This is a genomic window from Streptomyces sp. NPDC002643, from assembly GCF_053592555.1.
Genome location: NZ_JBSFVY010000025.1, coordinates 97,063 through 118,211 on the forward strand (window position 1 = coordinate 97,063; position 21,149 = coordinate 118,211).

General features: G+C 70.8%; 17 protein-coding genes and 1 pseudogene. 9 read left to right on the forward strand and 9 right to left on the reverse strand.

Annotated features, from left to right (window positions below; genetic code table 11):
• Window positions 1-35: 35 nt before the first annotated feature.
• On the forward strand, window positions 36-1,178 hold the full coding sequence (locus ACWD4G_RS32240; protein ID WP_451299702.1) for an NlpC/P60 family protein: 1,143 nt from the start codon (window positions 36-38) through the stop codon (window positions 1,176-1,178).
• A 113-nt stretch (window positions 1,179-1,291) separates the two neighbouring features.
• Here ACWD4G_RS32240 and ACWD4G_RS32245 read toward each other — a convergent pair whose 3' ends face one another.
• From ACWD4G_RS32245 to ACWD4G_RS32265, 5 genes are all read right to left on the reverse strand, one after another.
• Complete coding sequence (locus tag ACWD4G_RS32245) at window positions 1,292-2,536, reverse strand: styrene monooxygenase/indole monooxygenase family protein (protein WP_451299704.1); 1,245 nt, start codon at window positions 2,534-2,536, stop codon at window positions 1,292-1,294.
• 73 nt (window positions 2,537-2,609) lie between these two features.
• Window positions 2,610-3,401 carry a GTP-binding protein gene (locus tag ACWD4G_RS32250; protein WP_451299706.1) on the reverse strand — a complete coding sequence of 264 codons (792 nt, stop codon included), beginning with the start codon at window positions 3,399-3,401 and terminating at the stop codon, window positions 2,610-2,612.
• A complete protein-coding gene (locus ACWD4G_RS32255) occupies window positions 3,382-3,882 on the reverse strand; it encodes a DUF742 domain-containing protein (protein WP_451299708.1) in 501 nt (166 codons plus the stop codon). Before ACWD4G_RS32255 ends, ACWD4G_RS32250 begins: the two co-directional genes overlap by 20 nt.
• Complete coding sequence (locus ACWD4G_RS32260; protein WP_451299710.1) at window positions 3,879-4,406, reverse strand: roadblock/LC7 domain-containing protein; 528 nt, start codon at window positions 4,404-4,406, stop codon at window positions 3,879-3,881. The genes ACWD4G_RS32255 and ACWD4G_RS32260 overlap by 4 nt, the downstream gene beginning before the upstream one ends.
• Window positions 4,403-7,450 carry a sensor histidine kinase gene (locus ACWD4G_RS32265; RefSeq protein WP_451299712.1) on the reverse strand — a complete coding sequence of 1,016 codons (3,048 nt, stop codon included), beginning with the start codon at window positions 7,448-7,450 and terminating at the stop codon, window positions 4,403-4,405. The genes ACWD4G_RS32260 and ACWD4G_RS32265 overlap by 4 nt, the downstream gene beginning before the upstream one ends.
• Before the next feature lie 373 nt (window positions 7,451-7,823).
• Between ACWD4G_RS32265 and ACWD4G_RS32270 the strand changes: the two genes are divergently transcribed.
• A complete protein-coding gene (locus ACWD4G_RS32270; RefSeq protein ID WP_451299714.1) occupies window positions 7,824-8,609 on the forward strand; it encodes a protein phosphatase 2C domain-containing protein in 786 nt (261 codons plus the stop codon).
• 58 nt (window positions 8,610-8,667) lie between these two features.
• Here the strand turns inward: ACWD4G_RS32270 and ACWD4G_RS32275 are convergent, their stop codons facing one another.
• Window positions 8,668-9,408: a sporulation protein gene (locus ACWD4G_RS32275; protein WP_451299716.1), complete on the reverse strand. Its 741-nt coding sequence runs from the start codon at window positions 9,406-9,408 to the stop codon at window positions 8,668-8,670.
• A 207-nt stretch (window positions 9,409-9,615) separates the two neighbouring features.
• On the opposite strand from ACWD4G_RS32275, the gene lon reads away from it, so the two are divergent.
• A complete protein-coding gene (gene lon, locus ACWD4G_RS32280) occupies window positions 9,616-12,030 on the forward strand; it encodes an endopeptidase La (RefSeq protein ID WP_451299718.1) in 2,415 nt (804 codons plus the stop codon).
• Between the two features lie 360 nt (window positions 12,031-12,390).
• Entirely contained in the window at window positions 12,391-12,951 is a 561-nt protein-coding gene (locus ACWD4G_RS32285) for a MarR family winged helix-turn-helix transcriptional regulator (protein ID WP_451299720.1), read from the forward strand.
• 21 nt (window positions 12,952-12,972) lie between these two features.
• Here ACWD4G_RS32285 and ACWD4G_RS32290 read toward each other — a convergent pair whose 3' ends face one another.
• Window positions 12,973-13,851, reverse strand: a complete 879-nt coding sequence (locus ACWD4G_RS32290) for a rhomboid-like protein (protein WP_451299722.1) — start codon at window positions 13,849-13,851, stop codon at window positions 12,973-12,975.
• A 101-nt stretch (window positions 13,852-13,952) separates the two neighbouring features.
• The gene (locus ACWD4G_RS32295; protein ID WP_451299723.1) at window positions 13,953-14,564 is read right to left on the reverse strand and encodes a TetR/AcrR family transcriptional regulator; all 612 of its coding nucleotides are present in this window, start codon (window positions 14,562-14,564) and stop codon (window positions 13,953-13,955) included.
• A 258-nt stretch (window positions 14,565-14,822) separates the two neighbouring features.
• Here ACWD4G_RS32295 and ACWD4G_RS32300 point away from each other — a divergent pair, with 258 nt between their 5' ends.
• Complete coding sequence (locus ACWD4G_RS32300) at window positions 14,823-15,260, forward strand: MFS transporter (RefSeq protein WP_451299725.1); 438 nt, start codon at window positions 14,823-14,825, stop codon at window positions 15,258-15,260.
• 62 nt (window positions 15,261-15,322) lie between these two features.
• Window positions 15,323-16,093, forward strand: a complete 771-nt coding sequence (locus tag ACWD4G_RS32305) for an MFS transporter (RefSeq protein ID WP_451299727.1) — start codon at window positions 15,323-15,325, stop codon at window positions 16,091-16,093.
• A gap of 152 nt (window positions 16,094-16,245) precedes the next feature.
• Here the strand turns inward: ACWD4G_RS32305 and ACWD4G_RS32310 are convergent.
• Window positions 16,246-17,255, reverse strand: a pseudogene (locus ACWD4G_RS32310) (RNA-guided endonuclease InsQ/TnpB family protein).
• Window positions 17,256-17,563: 308 nt separating this feature from the next.
• Between ACWD4G_RS32310 and ACWD4G_RS32315 the strand changes: the two are divergent.
• From ACWD4G_RS32315 to ACWD4G_RS32325, 3 genes are all read left to right on the forward strand, one after another.
• Window positions 17,564-18,250, forward strand: coding sequence for a spermidine synthase (locus tag ACWD4G_RS32315; RefSeq protein WP_451299729.1), 687 nt, complete (start codon window positions 17,564-17,566; stop codon window positions 18,248-18,250).
• 131 nt (window positions 18,251-18,381) lie between these two features.
• Complete coding sequence (locus ACWD4G_RS32320) at window positions 18,382-19,119, forward strand: response regulator transcription factor (protein ID WP_009341146.1); 738 nt, start codon at window positions 18,382-18,384, stop codon at window positions 19,117-19,119.
• A gap of 368 nt (window positions 19,120-19,487) precedes the next feature.
• Entirely contained in the window at window positions 19,488-20,498 is a 1,011-nt protein-coding gene (locus tag ACWD4G_RS32325) for a HAMP domain-containing sensor histidine kinase (RefSeq protein WP_451299798.1), read from the forward strand.
• The last annotated feature ends 651 nt before the right edge of the window (window positions 20,499-21,149 follow it).

The window sequence follows — 21,149 nt, forward strand, 5'->3', positions numbered from 1 at the left end:
GGTGGACGGCCCACCCGCGCACCGGAGGTGATGACATGTCAGGAAGGCTGCTGCGCCTGGTCTGTACGGCGACGGTGACGACCGCCGTGTTCCTCTCCCCCACGACCGCGCTCGCCGCGCCCCAGCCCCCCGATCCGGACCCCGCACGCATCGCACCGCCCCCCGACGCGCCCTCCCCCTCGTCCCCCATCCCCGACGCCCGCCCCCTCTCCGCCCTCCTCACCGACCTCCAACGCCTCTACCGCGAGACCGAGGAGGCCACCGAGGCGTACAACGCCACCGAGGAGAAGCTGAGGAAACAGCGCACGGTGGTCGCGAGGCTGGACAAGCGGCTGGCTCAGGCCCGGCTCTCCCTCCTCGACAGCCGGGGCGCCGCGGGCCGGCTGGCCCGTCAGCAGTACCAGAACAGCACCACCGAACTCTCCCCGTACGTACGTCTCCTCCTGGCCCGGGACCCGCACACCGCCCTGCGGCAGGGCCGTCTCATCGGCCAGGTGGCCCGGGAACGCGCCGAGACGGTGGCCCGGATGACCGGCACCGAGGAGGCGACGAACGCTCTGGCCCGCAGGGCCCGTGCCGCCCTGGACCGCCAACTCACCCTCACCGAACACCGCAAACGGGACCGCGACACCGTGCGTGACCGTCTGACCGAGGTGGAACGCCTGCTGGCCTCCCTCACCGCCGGCCAACTGGCCAGGATCGAGAAGCTGGAGCGGGACACGGCGGCCAAGGCCCAACGGAGCCTGGTCGCTTCGGGCGCCCTGAGCACCGACCGCCCCCCGAGCCGCGCCGGAGCCGCGGCCGTACGCTACGCGATGGCCCAGCTCGGCAAACCGTACGAGTGGGGCGCCGAGGGCCCCAAGTCATACGACTGCTCGGGCCTGACCTCGCGCGCCTGGACCAAGGCGGGCGTCCCCATCCCCCGCACCAGCCAACAACAGTGGACCCGCCTCCCCAGAGTCCCCCTGAGCCAACTCCGCCCCGGAGACCTGATCGTCTACTTCAAGAAGGCCACCCACATCGCCCTCTACGTGGGCGACGGCAAGGTGATCCAGGCCCCCAGACCAGGAACAAAAGTCAAGATCTCCCCCATGGCGGCCAACCCCATCCTGGGAGCGGTACGCCCAGACGCAGAAGCCAAGCCCTTGGAGAACTACACCCCGCCGGACCTCCTGTAATCAGGCCTCGGGACCAGCCAAGTCAGGGGCGCGGGGCTGCTTCGATGTGCGGCTCCGCCGCGTGGGCGCGACAAGCCACGACGAACCCGCAGCCTCGAACGCCCCCTCACCCCCTACGGCGCATAGGACCCAACAGCCTCAGAAATCCAGGCCGCAGTCGCCCCGGAGTCATAGAAGTACGCCTCAAAATCCCCCGGATCATCAAACCCATTGGCAAAACGATCCGCCACAACAGACAGCCCCTCAGCCGCCCCGAGCAACGACACAACATGCGAACCCGGCGGAGCCAACATCGTGTTGGTCCACTTCGTCACCGGCCCCGCCGTCTCCCAGAACCGCTCGAACGTCCGCCCCATCCACGCCTCGTCGAACTCCTTGTCCCCGTGTTCGACGATCGCGGACAGATACACGGCCGCGCACTTCGCGGCGGTGTTGGCCCCCTGCCCGGTCAACGGATCGTTCGCCACGACCACGTCACCGGCCCCGAGGGCGAGCCCTCCGCCGGGCAACTCGGCCACGGGGTGCCGTACGACCGGGGTGTACCGCCCCACGAGCGCGGCCCCGGGGTCCGTCGGCTCGACCCGGCGGGCCCGCTCGTACTCCCACGGCACATACCGTCGCATCAGCTCCAGCGTGACCGCCAAGTGCCCCTCGGCGTCCCGGACTTCACCGAACGCGTCGGCCGGGCCGCCGGGCAGCCCCAGCCAGAAGAGCGCGTCGGCCCGCCCGGAGGTCGTGAGGACCGGCTGCACGATGAGTTCGCCGACGCCGGGGACGAGGTTGCAGCGGGCCGCGTCGAACTCGGGGTGCTCGGGACGGGGGCCCAGACCGTGGACGTAGACGGCGGCCAGCGCCCGCTGCGGCGTCGTGTACGGGGAGCGGGAGGCGTCGCGGCGGAACATGTTCACCAGCTCGCCCTTGCCCGCGGTGACGACCACGAGGTCGTACATCCGCCAGAAGTAGTCGAGGTCGGAGACGGCGGCGCCGTGGATGACGAGCTGGCCGCCGCGCCGGGAGAAGGTGTCCAGCCAGCCCGCCATCTTCACCCGCTGGTCGACGGCCTGGGCGTAACCGTGGAGCCGGCCCACCCAGTCGATCTCGCGGCGGCCGTCGGGTCCGGCGACGGAGACTCCGACGCCCTCGATCCGGGGGGCCTGGGACTCCCAGAAGTTGAGGTCGAGGTCGCGCTCGTGGCGGAGGGCCGAGTCGAACATGCACTGGGTGGACATGATCCGGCCGGTGCGTATCTCGTCGGGCGTCCGGTTGGACATCAGCGTGACCTCGTACCCGCGCGCCTGGAGGCCCAGGGCGAGCTGGAGCCCGGACTGACCGGCTCCGACGACGAGTATCTTCCGCATCCGGGGTTCGTCTCCCACTTGGTCTTCGGTGCCCTCCGCGTCGCACCGGCCGGGACTGCCGGCCCGGCCCGGGCTACTCGGGGCTGAGGGATATCGCGTGCGCGCAGAGCGCCAACAGGGACTTCATGACCGAGGTGCGGTCGCGCGCGTCCATGATCATGACAGGTACATGGTCCGGTACGGACAGCGCGTCCCGTACGTCCTCGGTCTCGTAGGGCACGCTGCCGTCGAACTCGTTGACGGCGACCATGTACGGCAGGCCGCAGCTCTCGAAGTAGTCGAGGGCGGGGAAGCAGTCGGTGAGGCGGCGGGTGTCGGCGAGGACGACGGCGCCGATCGCGCCGCGCACCAGGTCGTCCCACATGAACCAGAACCGCTCCTGTCCGGGCGTGCCGAACAGATAGAGGACGAGGTCGTCGGCGAGGGTGATCCGGCCGTAGTCCATGGCCACGGTGGTGGTGTACTTCCCCGGCGTCGCGGAGAGGTCGTCCGTGGCGGCGCTGGCCTCGGTCATCAGCGCCTCGGTCTTCAGCGGGGTGATCTCGGAGACCGCGCCGACGAACGTGGTCTTGCCGACGCCGAAGCCGCCCGCGACCACGATCTTGGTGGCGATGGGCGCCCGGCTGAGATCGGTCTGCCAGGCCTGCAACTGCTCCTCGGACTCCGCCTCGATCCGGGGGTCCGAGCCGAACCGGGGGCTCGTGCCGCTACGCGGTTCACCCCCGACACGGGGCTCGGGCACGGTGGTGGCCAGACGGTCGAGCCCGTCGACACGAGGGGCGTCGCCCTTGACGCCCGGGGTGACGCCGGCCGAGGCGTCGGGGTCGACGCCTGCCGAGGCGGCGTCAGAGACGGCGGAGTCCACTCAGCACCCTTTCCAGCAGAGCACGGTCCGGCTGTCCCGGTCCGTGACCTGTTCCGTACACACGGATCTTTCCCTGGTCCGCGAGATCGCTGAGGAGGACGCGGACCACGCCGAGCGGCATCTTCAGCAGCGCGGCGATCTCCGCCACCGTCCGCATACGGCGGCAGAGTTCCACGATGGCCCGCATCTCGGGCATCACCTTGGAGTTGAGTGAACCTACCCCACCACTGGCCGAGTCGGTGGCACCCCCGGGCAACCGCGGCCTGTCGTGGGGGGTTTCGACGACGGCGACGAAGGTCTCCACGGCCAGGACATGCCCGAAGCGGGTGCGGCCGCCGGTGAGCGAGTAGGGGCGTACGCGGGCGGGCCTGCGGTCGCCGCCGCGCACGGGGAGTTTCTTCTGCGCGCCGCGCTGTATGCCGGGCCCCTTGGCGGCACCCGACTTGGGCGCGCGCGCCCGGGTCTTCTTGGGGCCGCTCATCGGCCGCTCCCGGCCGTCTCGGCCTCCCGGACGGCGCCGCCCTCCGCCTCCAGCGACTGGCGCAGCTCGCTGCGGAGTTCGGGGGTGAGGACATGTCCGGCGCGGCCGACGAAGAGGGCCATGTGGTAGGCGACCACGCTCATGTCGCAGTCCGGGGAGCCGTGGACGCCGAGCAGCGAGCCGTCGCTGATGGACATCACGAAGAGGCTGCCCTCGTCCATGGCGACCATCGTCTGCTTGACCCCGCCGAACTCCATCAGCTTGGCGGCGCCGATGGTGAGGCTGCCGATGCCGGAGACGATGGTGGCGAGGTCGGCGGAGGAGCCCCGCGGGCCCCGCGGCCGGTCGTCCTGGGCCTCGCGGGCCTCGGCGTTGCGGCCGGGGTCGGAGGAGAGCAGCAGCAGACCGTCGGAGGAGACCACCGCGACCGACAGCAGGCCCGGCACCTCCTCGACGAGGTTGGTCAGCAGCCAGTGCAGGTTGCGGGCTTCACTGCTCAGGCCGAAGGTCGTGGGCGCGGTCAACTGCTTGCCTCCTCGGAAGTGCCCCCCGTGGTGTCAACTGCCTCTGGTGCCTGTGGTGCCACACCGGGCGCCCTCATCTCGCCGGACTGCTCGGCGATCTCCGCCTCGACGTCCCGGCGCCCCTTGGCGGCCCCCTGGTGGAACCCGCCGAGCCTGCGCCGGAGTTCGTCGGCGTTCTTCACGCCTCCGGCGCGCTGCCGGGGTGCCGTGGGCGCGGGCGCGGTGATCCTCGGGGTGCGCTTGGGCAGCCCCTTGCCGGTGAGGCGCGGTGCCTCCTCGACCCCGGATGCCTGGGTCGGGAGCGCCGCGTCCCCCTCGTCGGCGGCGCGCTCATGGGTGTCGGGGCCGATGGCGTACGGGTCCTCGGGCTCGTCGTCGGCGGCGGTCTCCTCCACCGGCGCCGGGGCGAAGAGCTCCATGGTGGTCTCGGAGACGGACTCCACGGGTTCCTCACGCCCCGGCTCCGCCCCCTCGTCATGCCCTTCGTCGTGCCGTACGGGCGTGCCGGCGTCGAAGGCCGGTTCCCCATCGTCCATACGTACGACGCCGTCGTCCGCGCTCCCCGCGCGAACGGCCGTGTCCTGCGTGTCCTGCCTGTGCTGCGTTTCCTGCGTGTGCCGCGTGTCGTCGGGCGCGTCCGCGTTCCCCGCGCGTACGGCCGTGTCGGGGGCCTCCTCGTCCACGGCGGGTGTCGCCGCGTGTGTGTGGGTGTCGGTGGGTTCGGCCGTCCCCACGGCCTCGCGCGCCGACAGCATGCGTTCCGCCGCCTCGATCAGCGGGTCGCCGTCACCCTGCGCTTCGCGTACGGAGACCGTACGGGAGTGCAGGGCGCCGGAGTTGGCCTCGGCGTCGATGCCGGGCAGGGTGAGGTTCGGGGTGAGCCCGGCCGGGGTGCCCGCGGGCAGGTCCGGGGCCTGGGCCAGCAGTGCGGTGGGCAGCACGACGACGGCGGCGGTGCCGCCGGGGTGCTGCTCGCGCAGTTCGACGGTGGTGCCGAGGCGGTGGGCGAGGCGGGCCACGACATACAGGCCGAGGCCGAGACCCTCGCCGTCCTCCTGGTCGTAGGGGGCCTCGGGGTCGAAGTCGGTGATCCGGGCGTTGAGCCTCGCGATCCGCTCTGCGGGGATGCCGATGCCGCCGTCCTGGACGGACAGGGTGATCTCGCCGTTCTCCGTCAGCCGGCCGGTGACCTCGACGGACATCTCCGGCGGGGAGAACGAGGTGCCGTTCTCCATCAGTTCGGCGAGGAGATGGCTGAGGTCGTCGGCGGCGAACCCGGCGACATGGGCGTGCGGGGGCAGCGCGGCGATCCGGACGCGCTCGTACCGTTCGATCTCGCTGACGGCGGCGCGCACGACGTCGACCAGCGGGACGGGTCCCGCGTGGTGCTGGACATGCTCGTGCCCGGCGAGAACGAGCAGGTTCTCGCTGTGGCGGCGCATGACGGTGGCGAAGTGGTCGAGTTTGAAGAGGGTGGCGAGGCGGTCCGGGTCCTGCTCGCGCTCCTCCAGGGACTCGATGACGGCGAGCTGCCGCTCGACGAGACCGAGGGTGCGCAGCGCGAGGTTGACGAAGGTGGCGTGGACGCTGTGCTTGAGCTTGCCGAGGTGGGCGGTGGCCTCGGCAAGTTCGGCGCGGAGCCGGTCGCGGTCGTCGGCCATGGTCTGGCGCTGGCCGATGAGGTGCTTGCGGTCGCCCTCCAGGGGCGCGAGGCGCTCGTTGAGGGAGCGGGCGTGCGCGTGGAGCGCGTTGATGGAGCGTACGACCTGGGCGAACTCGTCGTCGCGGCCGGTGAACTTGATGGGGTCCTCGGCGAGCGGGTCCAGGGCGACCCGGGCGGAGCCGATGCGGACCACGGCGAGGGGGCGGGTGAGCGAGCGGGCCATGCCGGTGGCGACACCGACGGCGACCAGCATCAGAGCGCCGAGCAGGCCGATACGGATCTCCAGCGCGGTGACGTCGTCGTCGCGGAGCTGGGCGAGGTCCTTGGAGCGCCGGTCGTAGAGGGAGGACTCGGCGCCGCGCATCAGGTCGACCCGGGCGGAGAGGGCCGCATTGACCTTCTTGGCGCCGGTGCCGGCCTCGCCGTCGGCGAGGGTGGGCTGGTCGGTGAGATCGGCGAGGTACTCGTCGGCGGTGTCGGCCTCGGGGCCGGTGACGGTGGCGTCGTAGGAGGAGCGGGCGGCGGCCGGGGCGGTGTCGCGGAAGTCGGCGAGGGCGGCGGCGGAGCGGACCTGGGCCTGCTGGGCGGCGGCGGTGAGGGCGTCGCGCTGCTTCTTGTCGGCGGCGGTGATACCGGTCTGCGTGGTGGGCAGCCCGGTGATCGGGTCGGTGACGGTCTGCGTGGTCGTCGGGACGCTGAGCGCGGCGACGAGCAACCCTCGTACGGCGGCTGCCTGCTGGACGGCGGTGTCGAGTTCGGCGAGCGCGTGCGCGCCCGCGCCGGCGCGGGGCGGCAGCTGCTCGGCCAGTTCCTCGGCGAGGGCGTGGAGTTGGGTGACGACGGCGGTGTACGCCTCGTGCGCTTCGAGCGCGGTGCTCTCTCCGGAGAGCGCCGCTTCGCGTACGGCGGCGATGGACTCGGCGCTCTCGACGGTCTCGCGCATCGCGGCGGAGGTGTCGGAGTCGGCGCTCAACTCCTCGACCTGGAGGTCCACCCGGTCACTGTGCTGCTTGTCCGGCGTCCCCGACTTGGGCCGCCCGGCGGCGATGTAGGCCGTGACCGCGTCCCGCTCGTCCGCCAGCGCGTGCGCCAGCGTGAGCGTCTGCTCGGTGCGCTCGGCGAGCGTCACCAGGCTCTGGCTGTCGTGCAGTTGCTCGGAGGCCGCGAGGATCGAGGGTGCGCCGGCGCCCGCGATGGCGGCGGCCACCACGGCCACGGCGATGATGAGCCGGTTGCGGACATGTGCCTTGCGCCCGGTGCCGACGGTGGGAGCCCCCGGGTCCGCCGTCCCCTGCCGCTGGGTGGGGGAGGCTGCGGAGGCCTTCGAAGCTGCCTTCTTGGCCGTCTTCTTCTCTGCGCGCCGAGGCCGCGTCTTCTGCACCGGTGCTCGCATTCCTGACTCGTGTACCCATAAGCCCGGGTGACGTTCCGTCAACCATTCATGGCCGTCCCCCCGGTACGGCTCCCGACCCTCCCAGTGCCGGTGGGCAGTGGTCCCGCATCATCAGTCCCGCCACTCAAAGGAGTGAACATCGCCGGGGAGTTGGCGGGCAAGTTACTCCGGCGTGTGCCGATGCCCTGTGCGGCGGGCCGGTTGGACGTGGGCGACGCGCTTTGACAGTATTCGCCGCCGCGCCCCACCGCCCACGATCATTCCATGCCAAACCCGACGCCCGAGCTGAAGGGTCCGGTCCGTACGGCGACCATTGTCGGCCTTTCGTGGATCTTGCGCGGACCTCGTGCAAACTGGCCGAATGCGAACCGAAGTCGTATCGGAACCCGGTGACCCCGCCCGCCCCAACGAGGACTTCGCGTCGGTCGCGCTGCCCGCCGGTGGACAGGGCGGTGCCCTGGTCGTCCTCGACGGAGTGACCCCGCCGCCCACGGACTACGGCTGTCGACATTCGGTCGCCTGGTTCGTGTCCCGACTGGGCGGCACCCTGACCGAACTGTCCCTTTCCGAACGGGATTCCCCCCTCACGGAGGTCCTTTCCTCGGCCATTTCTCGTACCGCCGAATCCCACGCGCAAACCTGTGACCTTTCTCACCCGCGCACACCCCAGGCCACGGTGGTCCTCGCCCGCTGGTCCGAGGAGACCGTGGAGCATCTGGTCCTCTCGGACTCGGCCCTGCTGTTCGAGGCACCGGACGGCACGGTGACGGCCGTCCTGGACGACCGTCTCTCCCGTGTCCCGCGCGCCGCCCTGAGGTCGGCGGCCCTCACCGACGCGACCTTCCGCAACAAGGAGGGCGGCTTCTGGACGGCGGCGGCGGACCCGACGGTGACCGGCCGGGCCCTGGCGGGAACCGCCCCCCGCCACGAAGTGCACGCCCTGGCCGCCCTCACGGACGGCGCCACCCGCTGGGTCGAGAAGTTCCGCGAGGGCGACTGGACGGACTGCTTCACATTCATACGAAAGGAGGGCGCGTCGGCGCTGATCGGCCGGGTGCGCGACCTCGAACGCGCCGACGAGGAGCGGCGGTTCCTGGGCCGGGCGAAACGCCACGACGACGCGAGCGCGGTCTTCGTGGAGCCGTGACGCTTCACCTGCGATCGTCTTCGTGGCCCCTTCGGGCCGCTCCCCGTCGCCCTTCGCTTCAGCGCAGGAACGTCTCCCGCATGTGCTGGTCGATGCGCTTGGTCCAGGCGTCCTGGTCCAGTTCGGCGTAGGCGAACAGATGGGGTCCGGAGGCGCCGGTGATGAGGTCGAGGGAGTCGGGGCGGGCCACGAAAACGGACTCCAGCTGGAGGCCGTTGCCGTACTCGCGGGGGAACCAGGTCTCGATCTCCTGCCAGTAGTTCACCCGGGAGTTCTGCCCTCCCCTGGGCGTGCCCAGCTTCACCTCGGCCTCGTCGAAGCGGAAGCCGAGGTCGACGTACGCCTGCAGGATCGCGTCCTGGGCGGGCAGCGCGTACACCTGGAACTCGTCGAAGTCGCCCTTGTCGACGGAGTTGTCGATGGCCAGCTCGGTGCGTACGGCCACCCGGGCGCCGCGCAGCCGCCGGCCGCCGAGGACATGGGTGAGGGGCAGCTCCCAGGGCAGCCGCAGGGCGACCCGTTCCGTGCGCTCCTCGCCCGCGCGCAGGGTGAAGGGCCCGTCGACCGTGACCGTGACGATCGTCAGCGGATTGACCCAGCCGCTCTCGGTCTCCTCCCGGTCCTCCGCCCGCGTCACCACATCCAGCTTCAGCCGCTCGACCTCCACATCGGCGCCACCCCCGCGCAACCGCACGACGGCCTCCAGCACCTCCCCCGGCCGCACGACGGTGGCACCGAGCACCGTCTCCACCTCGGGCGCGTTGATACCGAGCGAACTCAAGAACTTACGGAACGCCATGAAGGCTTCCTCCCCGTGAGAGCCGATCGCCCCATCCGGTACTCGAACGATCTTTCGCGGCACCCTACGCTCACGCCGGCCGCCCCACACTGGCCCGATACCCCTCCCTCTGATCGCCCACAGCGAACGCCATACCCCCCTGGGAACATCCCGGGGCTCATCTGCATTGAGTCGGCATAGCTCAAGTTCGCTGCCGAGGGAGAGATCATGGCTTCGACGTCTGCACCGCTCACCCTGCCCGTACTGCCGCTCGACGACGAGGTCGTGCTGCCCGGCATGGTGGTGCCGCTGGACCTCAACGACACGGATGTACGGGCCGCGGTGGAGGCCGCGCAGGCGGCGTCGCGGGCGGAGCCCGGCAAGCCGCGGGTGCTGCTGGTGCCACGGATCGACGGGACCTACGCGAGTACGGGCGTGCTCGGCACCGTCGAGCAGGTCGGACGGCTCGCCGACGGCGACCCGGGCGCGCTGATCCGCGGCCATCGACGGGTGCGGATCGGCGCCGGTACGACCGGGCCGGGCGCGGCCCTGTGGGTCGAGGGCACCCGAGTGGAGGAGAGCCTGCCCGACCCGCTGCCGGGCCATGTCGCCGAGCTGGTCAAGGAGTACAAGGCCCTCGCCACCGCCTGGCTGCGCAAGCGCGGCGCCTGGCAGGTGGTCGACCGGGTGCAGGCCATCGACGACGTCTCCGCGCTCGCCGACAACTCCGGGTACTCCCCCTTCCTGACCACCGAGCAGAAGATCCGGCTCCTGGAGACCGGCGACCCGGTCGCCCGGCTGAAGCTCGCCACCCAGCAGCTGCGCGACCACCTCGCCGAACAGGACGTCGCCGAGACCATCGCCAAGGACGTCCAGGAGGGCGTCGACAAGCAGCAGCGCGAGTTCCTGCTGCGCCGCCAGCTCGAAGCCGTGCGCAAGGAGCTGCGCGAGCTGAACGGCGAGCAGGAGGGCGAGGAGTCCGACGACTACCGGGCCCGGGTCGAGGCCGCCGACCTGCCCGAGAAGGTCCGCGAGGCCGCACTCAAGGAGGTCGACAAGCTGGAGCGGTCCAGCGACCAGTCGCCGGAGGGCGGCTGGATTCGGACGTGGCTCGACACGGTGCTGGAGCTGCCGTGGAACGAGCGCACGGAGGACGAGTACGACATCCAGGGCGCCCAGCGCGTCCTCGACGCCGAGCACGCCGGTCTGGAGGACGTGAAGGAGCGGATCACCGAGTACCTGGCGGTGCGCAAGCGGCGCAGCGACCGGGGGCTGGGGGTCGTGGGCGGGCGGCGCGGAGGTGCCGTACTCGCCCTGGTCGGTCCGCCCGGCGTCGGCAAGACCTCGCTCGGCGAGTCCGTCGCGCACGCCATGGGGCGGAAGTTCGTCCGGGTCGCGCTCGGCGGCGTACGGGACGAGGCGGAGATCCGCGGCCACCGTCGTACGTACGTGGGCGCGCTGCCCGGCCGTATCGTGCGCGCGATCAAGGAGGCCGGGTCGATGAATCCGGTCGTCCTCCTCGACGAGATCGACAAGGTCGGGTCCGACTTCCGGGGCGACCCCGCCGCCGCGCTGCTCGAAGTCCTCGACCCCGCCCAGAACCACACCTTCCGGGACCACTACCTGGAGGTCGAACTGGACCTGAGCGACGTGGTGTTCCTCGCCACGGCGAACGTCCTGGAGGCCATCCCGGAGGCCCTGCTGGACCGGATGGAGCTGGTCCGCCTCGACGGCTACACCGAGGACGAGAAGGTCGTCATCGCCCGGGACCATCTGCTGCCGCGTCAGCTGGAGCGGGCGGGCCTGGACAAGGACGAGGTCACCCTCGACGAGGGCGCGCTGCGCAAGCTCGCCGGTGAGTACACACGCGAGGCGGGCGTCCGCAACCTGGAGCGTTCCATCGCGAGGCTGCTGCGCAAGGTGGCCGCCCAGCACGAACTGGGCGAACGGAAGCTGCCGTTCACCGTCACGGACGGCGATCTGCGCGGTCTCATCGGGCGCCCCCACCATGTGCCCGAGTCGGCCCAGGACCCGGCGGAGCGCCGTACGGCCGTCCCCGGTGTGGCCACCGGGCTCGCGGTGACCGGCGCGGGCGGTGACGTCCTGTACGTGGAGGCGTCGCTGGCCGACCCGGAGACGGGCGCGGCGGGCCTGACGCTCACCGGGCAGCTGGGCGATGTGATGAAGGAGAGCGCCCAGATCGCCCTGTCCTTCCTCCGCTCGCACGGCGCGGAACTGGAACTGCCGGTCGCCGATCTGAAGGACCGCGGAGTGCACATCCACTTCCCGGCGGGCGCGGTGCCGAAGGACGGCCCGAGCGCGGGCATCACGATGACGACGGCCCTGGCCTCGCTCCTCTCCGGCCGGCTGGTCCGCACGGATGTGGCCATGACCGGCGAGGTCTCGCTGACCGGACGCGTCCTGCCCATCGGCGGCGTCAAGCAGAAGCTCCTCGCCGCGCACCGGGCGGGCGTCACGACCGTGATCATTCCCAAGCGCAACGAGCCCGACCTGGACGACGTCCCCGCCGAGGTCCTCGACAGGCTCGACGTCCACGCGGTGACGGATGTCCGGCAGGTACTGGAGCTGGCGCTGGCCCCGGCGACCAACGGGGCGACGACGGAGGTGCCAGTGGCGGCGTGAGCCGAGCCGGCCGCCGACGGCCACCGGCCCGATCGGCGGCCCGGCCCGGCTCGGACAAGACTCCGGTGGTGGTGTGACGGACACCCACCGGACGAGGGAGGCCCGGGTTCCGTGAGGGGGACCCGGGCCTTTCCCTGTGCGGGGGGGCGGGGGCGCGTTACGGGGGGTGGCGGGGTGACGGGATCGCCGGGGGTGGGTGCGATCGGCACGGTCCCCCACCTGCGAAATACTTACGGCGCCGCCCGTACGGGTGGCCCACGACAAGAACCGCCGGGAACGCGGAAAGCACCGGGGAACGCCACATCGGAACCGGCCCGGGAACCGACATCGGAACCGGACACGGAATCAGGAGACGCTGACGTGCACGACGAGGGTGGAAACGGCGACGAGACCGGGGCCGGTTCGGACGGGCCGACGGCCGGAACCGGGGCCGGTTCGGTCGGGCCGGCGGCCGGAACCGGGGCCGGTTCGGGCGGGGCGGCGGCTGGGATGGATCAGGCGTTCCTGGCGTTGGAGCGGGAGCTGACGGTGCTGTTGCGCCGGGCGCGGGCCAAGTCCGGCGAGATGGCGCGGGCGGTCCACCCGGACCTGGAGTCCGCGGCGTACGGTCTGCTCGCCCGCCTCGACGAGGCCGGCCGCCTCCGCGCCACCGAACTCGCCGCCTACATCGGCGTCGGCAAGGCCACCATGTCCCGCCAGCTCCGCGCCCTCGAACACCTCGGCCTCATCGCCCGCGAACCCGACCCCGCCGACGGCCGCGCCTGGCTCGTCCACCTCACCGACGAGGGCCGAGCCCGCTTCCGCGCCGTCCGCGACGCCCGCCGCGGCGCCTACGTACGCCAACTCGCGGGCTGGGACCGAACCGAGGTCGCCGAACTGGCCCGCCTGCTGCACCAGTTGAACCGGGGCGGGGAGAGCTGAGGGCCGCGGAGCATCGGGCGGCTAGGCGAGGGTCGTAGCGCCCGGAGTCCGCCCCGCGCCCGCACCGGTCCCCGCCCCCATGCCCGCCCCGGCAGCCGCGCGGGCCCCGGCCTCCCGCGCCCACCTCCGCACCACCGGCCAAGTGGCGACCCCGATGGCCAGCGACATCAGATGCCCCCAGTTGGTCATGGGATCGGAGAAGGCGATCAGATCGTCGACGAGCATGCCGCCGAACAGCACCAGCACCGGCCGGCGCACCCACGCCGGCAGCAGCCCCGCCAGCGCCCCCGCACTCGCCGCCACACCGAAGCTGATGCCGTAGTCGAGGCGGTGGAGGGAACTCTCGGGAAGGTGCCCGACGGCGACCGCCAGACCGACCGGGACCTCCGTCGCGAGGGTGGCGAGGACATGGCCCAGCAGGAACACCGCAGCCGTACGCACCCCTCCGACACGGCGCTCCAGCGCGGTCAGCACCACCAGGAACCCGAGCACGTACGGCGACCCCACCCCGCCCGCGACCCACAAGGCGCTCGCCAACAGCACGAACATCGGGTTCTGCACGAGATGCGCCACATCCGTACTGGACCCCTGGTGCAACGCGTGCACCAGCGCGGGGTCCGCGTACCCGGCGACGACCGAGGTGACCACCAGCACCGTCGCGTAGCAGAACGTGAAGGGCGTGCCCTTGGGGCCGGGCGGCAACCGCCGGAGACGGAACCAGAAGCCGACGACAGGCCGAACCCGACGAGCGGGATCAACGGACTCGACCTTGGTCTCGGGCTCGGACACCACCGGAGCGGACCGCGCGACCACCCCCGGCTGCCGAGGAATCCCATCCAGAACAGGACCGCCCACCGGCGCCGCCCGCTCCCCGCTCTCCACCCTCTCAGCGGCATCCAAGGTGAACCGCCCCTTCCGTTTCACCCCACCTTCGACGCCCCGGTACCCCTCCGTCTGTGACCCCCACCACCCACGACCCGATTCACAGCAACCCGACAGCGCTACCCGCCGCCACGGGGCGGCTCCGACGCCCCGCCGTCCACCGCGATCCCCCGCGACACCCGCTCCACATAGGCCCGGAACCGCCCCGCCATGTCGAACCCCTTGGGGTCCAGCACCCACTGGATCTGCAGCCCGTCCATCACAGCGGCCAACTCCTGTGCCACGGCCACCACATCAGTGTCGGCCCGCGACTCCCCGGCGTCGACCGCGCGTCGCAGTACCCCGGACACGGTGTCCACCACCTCGGCGTACCGCTTGACGAAGTACGCATGGGCGGGATGCCCGGGGTCACCCGCCTCGGCGGCGAGGGCGTTGAACATCCGGGTGCGGCCCAGCCGCGTGCTGTTGTACTCGGCGAGCTTCACCAGCGCCGCGAACATCTCTCCCGCCGACGCGAACTCCCGTGCGAAGAACCGCTCCCGGTCGGTCTCGTCGATACGGGCCAGCACCTGCACGAGAAGATCCTCCTTGCTGGGGAAGTGATGCAGCAGCCCGCCCTGGGTGATGCCGACGTCCTTGGCGATCCGCGCGAGGGAGGAGGCGTGGAAACCCCACTGGGCGAAGTGCTCGACGGCCACATCGATGATCCGCGACCGCCGCTCGTCCCCCACGGCATACGTACCCCGCGCCCCGGTCCCACCGCACCCCCGCCCTCCCACTTCCCCTCCCTCCCCCCACCTCTCCACCCCGATGGCGCCCGCAAATCCCCTTCAGAAACCGGCGGTTACACGAGTAACGCCCACCCCTGCCACAACCCACCGGAAGCGTGATTCCGGCCACTTGACCAAAACCTAGTACCCACTCGGTTTCGCTGCTTCCCTGAACGAGCCAGCGCGGCGACGAAGCCGTCCCCGTCCCCAGGAGACACCATGGCCGTGACCCCGGACGCCGTCCCCTCGGCCACCGCTCCCCACCGCCCCGGCGACACCCCACCGCCCCCGGTCCCGGCCATCCTCGTGACCGCCCTGGCCCTCGCCCAGTTCGGCGCCTATCTGGCCGTACTGACCCCGGTGATGGTCACCCTCGCGCTCCGCGTGCACCAGATCGTCCCGGAGGCGGACCGCGGCGCGGCACTCGGCCAGGTCCTGTCCGTCGGCGCGCTGCTCGCGATGCTCGGCAACCCGGTCTTCGGCGCCCTCTCCGACCGTACGACCAGCAGATTCGGCCGCCGTCGCCCCTGGCTGCTCGGCGGTATGGCCACCGGTCTCGCCGGCCTGCTCGTGGTGGCGCTCGGCGGCGACGTCCTGACCCTCATGGCCGGCTGGGGGCTGGCGCAGCTCAGCATCAACGCCACCCTGGCCGCCTGACCTCCTGCGTACCGGACCTCGTGCCGGACGGTCAGCGGGCCCGGGGCTCGGGAATCGTCGGCATGATGCTGTCGCTGTCGATGATCGCCGGATCAGGCCTCGCCCAGGTCTTCAGCGGCTCGTTCTTCCTCGCGTTCCTCGTGCCCGGTCTCATCGGTGTCGTCTGCGTCGGCCTTCTCGTCGCCGTCGTCGGCGACCGCGACCGGCCCGCCCGCGCCGAGTCCTTCCAGCCGTACGGTTTCAAGGAGTTCCTGCGCAGCTTCTGGGTCAACCCGCGCAAGCACCCCGACTTCGCCTGGAACTTCGCCGGCCGCTTCCTGGTCTTCACCGGCGCCGCCTGCGTGACCAGTTACTCGGTCTACTTCCTGATGGACCGCATGGGCTACGAGGCCGCCGAGGTCGCCGACAGGTTCTTCCTGGCCATCCTCGTCATGGTGGCCGCGACCGTCGTCGGGTCGATCGTCGGCGGACAGCTCTCCGACCGTTCCGGCCGCCGCAAGCCGTACGTGCTCGGCTCGTCCCTCGGTATGGCCGTCGGGCCGGCGCTGGTGGCGACCTCGCAGTCGTTCGGGACGTATCTGCTCGCCATGGCGGTCTTCGGGCTCGCCGAGGGGCTGTATCTCTCGGTCGACATGGCGCTGGCCGCCGCCGTACTGCCCAACCCGGAGGAGTCCGCCAAGGACATGGGCGTGCTCAACATCGGCAAGCAACCCGTCAGCACCCCGACAAGGCAAGCGGCCCCACAAGGGCCCCACGCACAAGGAGATCCTGACGCTGCTGGACACCGTGCCCATACTCCCGAAGACAGCCAGCCGCTCAGGCCGCCGCCCTGACCGCCGACTACGGCGCGCCTCCGACACGGCCCTGCTGGACATCGCCTTCAGCCACGCCCGCGCCGAGGGCTCCCGCCCGGACATCCCCAACGACACCGAGGACCCGGTCTTCCCCTTACAGGCACGGACTGGAGCTGTCAACGTACCTGGGACTAAAGTCCCGGGCTTGCACAACGGGCGCCACTGGCTGTGGTGTTGCGTTTGCGTCTTGTCCCACGGCCCGGGTTCGGGGGTGGGTCTGGGACGGTTGACTGCGCCCCGCGTCGCCACAACTGTTCCACGCGGGCGCGGATGTTGCGGGAGCTGTTCCGATCTGCGTGATCAACGAATCCGCAGGACCGGCACGCGAACCAGGCATGGGAGACCCGGTTCGCCTTGTCGATGTACCCGCACTCGGCGCAGGTACGCGAGGTGTACGCCGGATCGACGTATACCACCGGCACCCCCGCCCGGCGAGCCTTGTACGCGATGAACTGCCCCAGCTGGGCGAACGACCAGCTGGAGTGGGTGGCCCGTTGGGGCTTTCGAAGCCGTACCCGCTCGCGGATGCCCGTCAGGTCTTCCAGGGCGATCCCGCGACCGGTGCTCCCCCACTGCCTTAAGGGCGTGGGAGGTACCCCCAGCCTCGGCCACCACATGCTTCGCGATCTTGTGATTGATGTCCTTCGCCCGTCGCGCCTCTTTACGACGCCGCTTCTTCAGCCGGCGTTTGGCGGACGGGGTGTTCTCGCGCTGAAGCTTGGTGCGCAGCACCCGTTCGCGCAGGCGTCCCCGGTTGAGGTGACGCCCTGCCATGATCTCGCCGTCCGAGGTGGTGGCGATGTTCACGATCCCCAGGTCGACCCCGAGGAACTCCTCCGCGTCGGTGTCGGGTTCGGCCTCGGGGACCTCGCAGGTCGCGTTCAGGAAGGTTCGCCTTCAGCGTCGTATACGCGTCGCAGGTTCTCTTGATGACATGCTGGGCGGCCTGCGCGCCGGGCCCCCACCGCTCCTTGACCTGGCTGAAGGTGTGCTCGCGCAGGGCGAAATTCCGCTTCACATCCTTGACGAAGGCCACTTCGGACACCCAGGACGCGGCCTCGTTACAGGCACGCAGGGTCGCCTCAAGTGCCGCCGCCTGCACGGGCGTCGGCAGGAGTCTGACCTGCACCACCAGCTTCACGATCAACGACGCTACACACCCGTGCGAGGCACCACCGCTCGTTCGCATCCGATCACCACATCGAGCGAATCAATCGGCCACACGTTCGCCATCCGCCTCCTCCCCCGGCCCTGCGAGACGCCCGACCGCTCCGCGGCCGAACAGACTCAGTACCGCCGCCACGCTCCGCGCCGCGGCCACGAGGATGCGATTCCTTCCAGGGCTGAAGCCCCGAGTTCCTCTTAGCCACCCCGGAAGCCGCCCCCACAGCGTCACCGGGCCGTCGTAATTCAGCCGTCCCCGCGCCAGGAACGCGTAAGGATGGGTACATGCCCATCTCGTACGACACACCTGACGCACCCGAGGTCATCGACCGCCGCGAGGGCCCGTACGGCGAGGTAGTGCTGCGGCGGCACGGGGAGTTGCTGCAGATCATCGCCAACGGGTGCTTTCTGATGGACACCTCGGACGGACGCTCGGAACGGCTGCTGATCGACGCCGCCCTGGACGCGCTCAACGGTCGTTCTCGGCCAAGTGTGTTGATCGGCGGTCTGGGTGTCGGCTTCTCGCTCGCACACGCCGCCGCCGATCCCCGCTGGGGCGCGATCACGGTCGTCGAACGTGAGCCGGCGGTCATCGAATGGCATCGAACGGGGCCGTTGTCCGAGGTGACCGAGGGTGCCCTCGCGGACTCCCGCACGGACATCGTCGAGGCCGACCTCGTCCGTTACGTCAATGAGACTTGCGCCACGTTCGACGCGCTGTGCCTGGACATCGACAACGGGCCCGACTGGACCGTCTCCGAAGCCAACGAAAACCTGTACTCACCTGCCGGATTGGCAAGCTGCGCAAGGGTGTTGAGCCCTGGAGGGGTACTCGCGGTGTGGTCCGCCCAACCCTCCACACAATTTGAGGAAACTTTGGGGAATGCCGGGTTCCAGCAGGTGCGTACCGAAGAGATCCCGGTTGCCCGAGGCGTTCCGGACGTCGTGCACCTCGCCGTCAGACCTGGATAGCCCTGGCGCGGTAACTGCCCGTACTCTGCTTCCCTGACGCCGATCATTCAAGCGTCAAACGCAGTCATGCGCGGCCACGCGCAGTCGAGGGATCACCCCACGGATTCCGGAAAGCAACTCAGGGGCGGGCGATGGAGCAGACACACACCTCCCACAGCAGCACCACAGCGACCCCGGGCGCACAGCGCCGCGTGCTCGTGGTCGAGGACGATCCGACGATCGTCGACGCCATCGCGGCCCGCCTGCGCGCCGAGGGTTTCGTCGTCCAGACCGCGTCCGACGGCCCCGCGGCGGTCGACACCGCCGAGGCATGGCAGCCCGACCTGCTGATCCTCGACATCATGCTGCCGGGCTTCGACGGCCTGGAGGTCTGTCGGCGCGTACAGGCACAGCGGCCCGTCCCGGTGCTGATGCTCACCGCGCGTGACGACGAGACGGACATGCTGGTCGGGCTCGGCGTCGGCGCCGACGACTACATGACCAAGCCGTTCTCCATGCGCGAGCTGGCCGCCCGCGTGCATGTCCTGCTGCGCCGGGTGGAGCGGGCCGCGCTGGCCGCCACCACCCCGCGCTCGGGCATCCTGCGCCTCGGCGAGCTGGAGATCGACCACGCGCAGCGCCGCGTCCGGGTCCGCAGCGAGGATGTGCATCTGACGCCCACCGAGTTCGACCTGTTGGTATGTCTCGCGAACACGCCGCGTGCCGTACTCTCGCGCGAACAGCTGCTCGCCGAGGTGTGGGACTGGGCGGACGCGTCCGGGACGCGGACCGTGGACAGCCACATCAAGGCGCTGCGGCGGAAGATCGGCGCGGAGCGGATTCGCACGGTGCACGGTGTGGGGTACGCCCTGGAGACCCCGACACCCTGACGCCTGCGCCCGCACCGCGTACGTGGACCCATGCGTAGGGGGCTGGTGGCGGTATGAACGGAGTCGGTGACCCACGGACGCGCGGTCTGGACCCGGGCGTCCCACGGGACCTGGGCACCGCACCTGGCCCGACCGGTCCGGGCGACACACGTGGTCCGGGCGAAGCACGTAATCCGTTGGACGCGCGCGCTTTGAGCGGTGCACGTGGTCCGGGCGATGCTCGTGGCGCGGGTGACACTCGTGGCCCGGGGGACGCACGTGACCCAGGTGACGCGCGGGCGCAGCGTCTCGGTGACGGGCAGGCGAGGAGGGGCGGCGTCTGGCCGTTGAACGGTCTGCGTCCCTTCTCGATCAAGACGAAGCTGGGCATGCTCGTCGTCGTCTCGGTCCTGATCACCACCGGTCTGCTGATGATCGCGGCGCGCACCGAGACCGAGCTGCGCTTCATCACGGTGTTCTCGATGATCGCCACCCTGCTGATCACACAGTTCGTGGCGCACTCCCTCACCGCTCCGCTGGACGAGATGAACGCGGTGGCCCGGGCCTTCTCGCGCGGCGACTACACCCGCCGGGTCCGCGAGAACCGCCGGGACGAGCTGGGCGACCTCGCCCACACGATCAATCTCATGGCCGACGAGCTGGAGGCCCAGGACCGCCAGCGCAAGGAGCTCGTGGCGAATGTCTCGCACGAGCTGCGCACCCCCATCGCGGGCCTGCGCGCGGTCCTGGAGAACATCGTCGACGGCGTCACGTCCGCCGACCCCGAGACGATGCGTACGGCGCTGAAGCAGACGGAACGCCTGGGCCGCCTGGTGGAGACGTTGCTCGACCTCTCCCGGCTGGACAACGGCGTGGTCCCGCTGCGCCGTCGCCGCTTCGAGGTGTGGCCGTATCTGTCCGGGGTCCTCAAGGAGGCGCAGATGGTCTCCTCGGCCCGGGGCGGTATCGCCTCGGACTCGGGCAAGCACACCCGTACGGACGTCCATCTGCACCTGGACGTCCATCCGCCGGAGCTGACCGCGAACGCCGACCCCGAGCGCATCCACCAGGTGGTGGCCAATCTCATCGACAACGCGGTCAAGCACAGTCCGCCGCACGGCCGGGTCACGGTGAAGGCGCGCAGGGGGCCGGCACCGGAGTCGCTGCGGCTGGAGGTCCTGGACGAGGGGCCGGGCATCCCCGAGTCCGAATGGCACCGCGTATTCGAACGCTTCAACCGGGGGGCCGTCAGCTCCCCCCACGGCCCCGGCAGCGACGGCGGCACCGGCCTGGGCCTCGCGATCGCCCGCTGGGCGGTGGACCTCCACGGCGGCGAGATCGGCGTGGCCGAGTCACCGAAGGGATGCCGGATTCAGGTCACGCTGCCGGGCGCGACCTAGTGTTTTCGCCGCCGCCCACCAGCTCGGTGAGTACGGCCGTGCGGCGGCTGCGGGTGGGTGGGGGCTGGTCGCGCCCGCGCGGCGGAGCCGCAAATTGACACAGCCCCGCGCCCCTGAAAAGCAGGGGCTGCGCCCCGTGCTTTTCGGCCCGCAGGGCCGTGTCTTCAGGGGCGCGGGGCTGTGACATCTGCGGCTCCGCCGCGTGGCGCGAGCAACCACGACGGGCCCGCAGCTGCCAACCGACCGCTCCCCCCGAACTCCGAGGCGCACCGATACCCACATCAACCATGGCCGAATCCCCTACCCCATGCCGGATATCGCTCATCCTCCCGGTGCTTACTTCTTCGCCAAGTTGACGTAAAGTTCGAACCGGAGCCACAAGATCCACGGCACGTCCGCGCAGTCGGACACGTGTGATCAGGTGCGTTCGCGCAGAGGGCCGCGCTCATATCGCCGCAGGCCCTGCCCGACGCATGCCCACCCCACCCCCACCACGGCCTTTCCGGCCCGGAACCCCGCTTGTTTCCCGCCATTTCCACCCCCGAAACCCGCTTTCCGATGTGACTTACACGACGAAGAGCGGGCTCGGCCTGACCTTCCCGGCCACGGGGGCGTAGCCTTTATTTCCGCTGTCCATCACCTTGTGAAGCG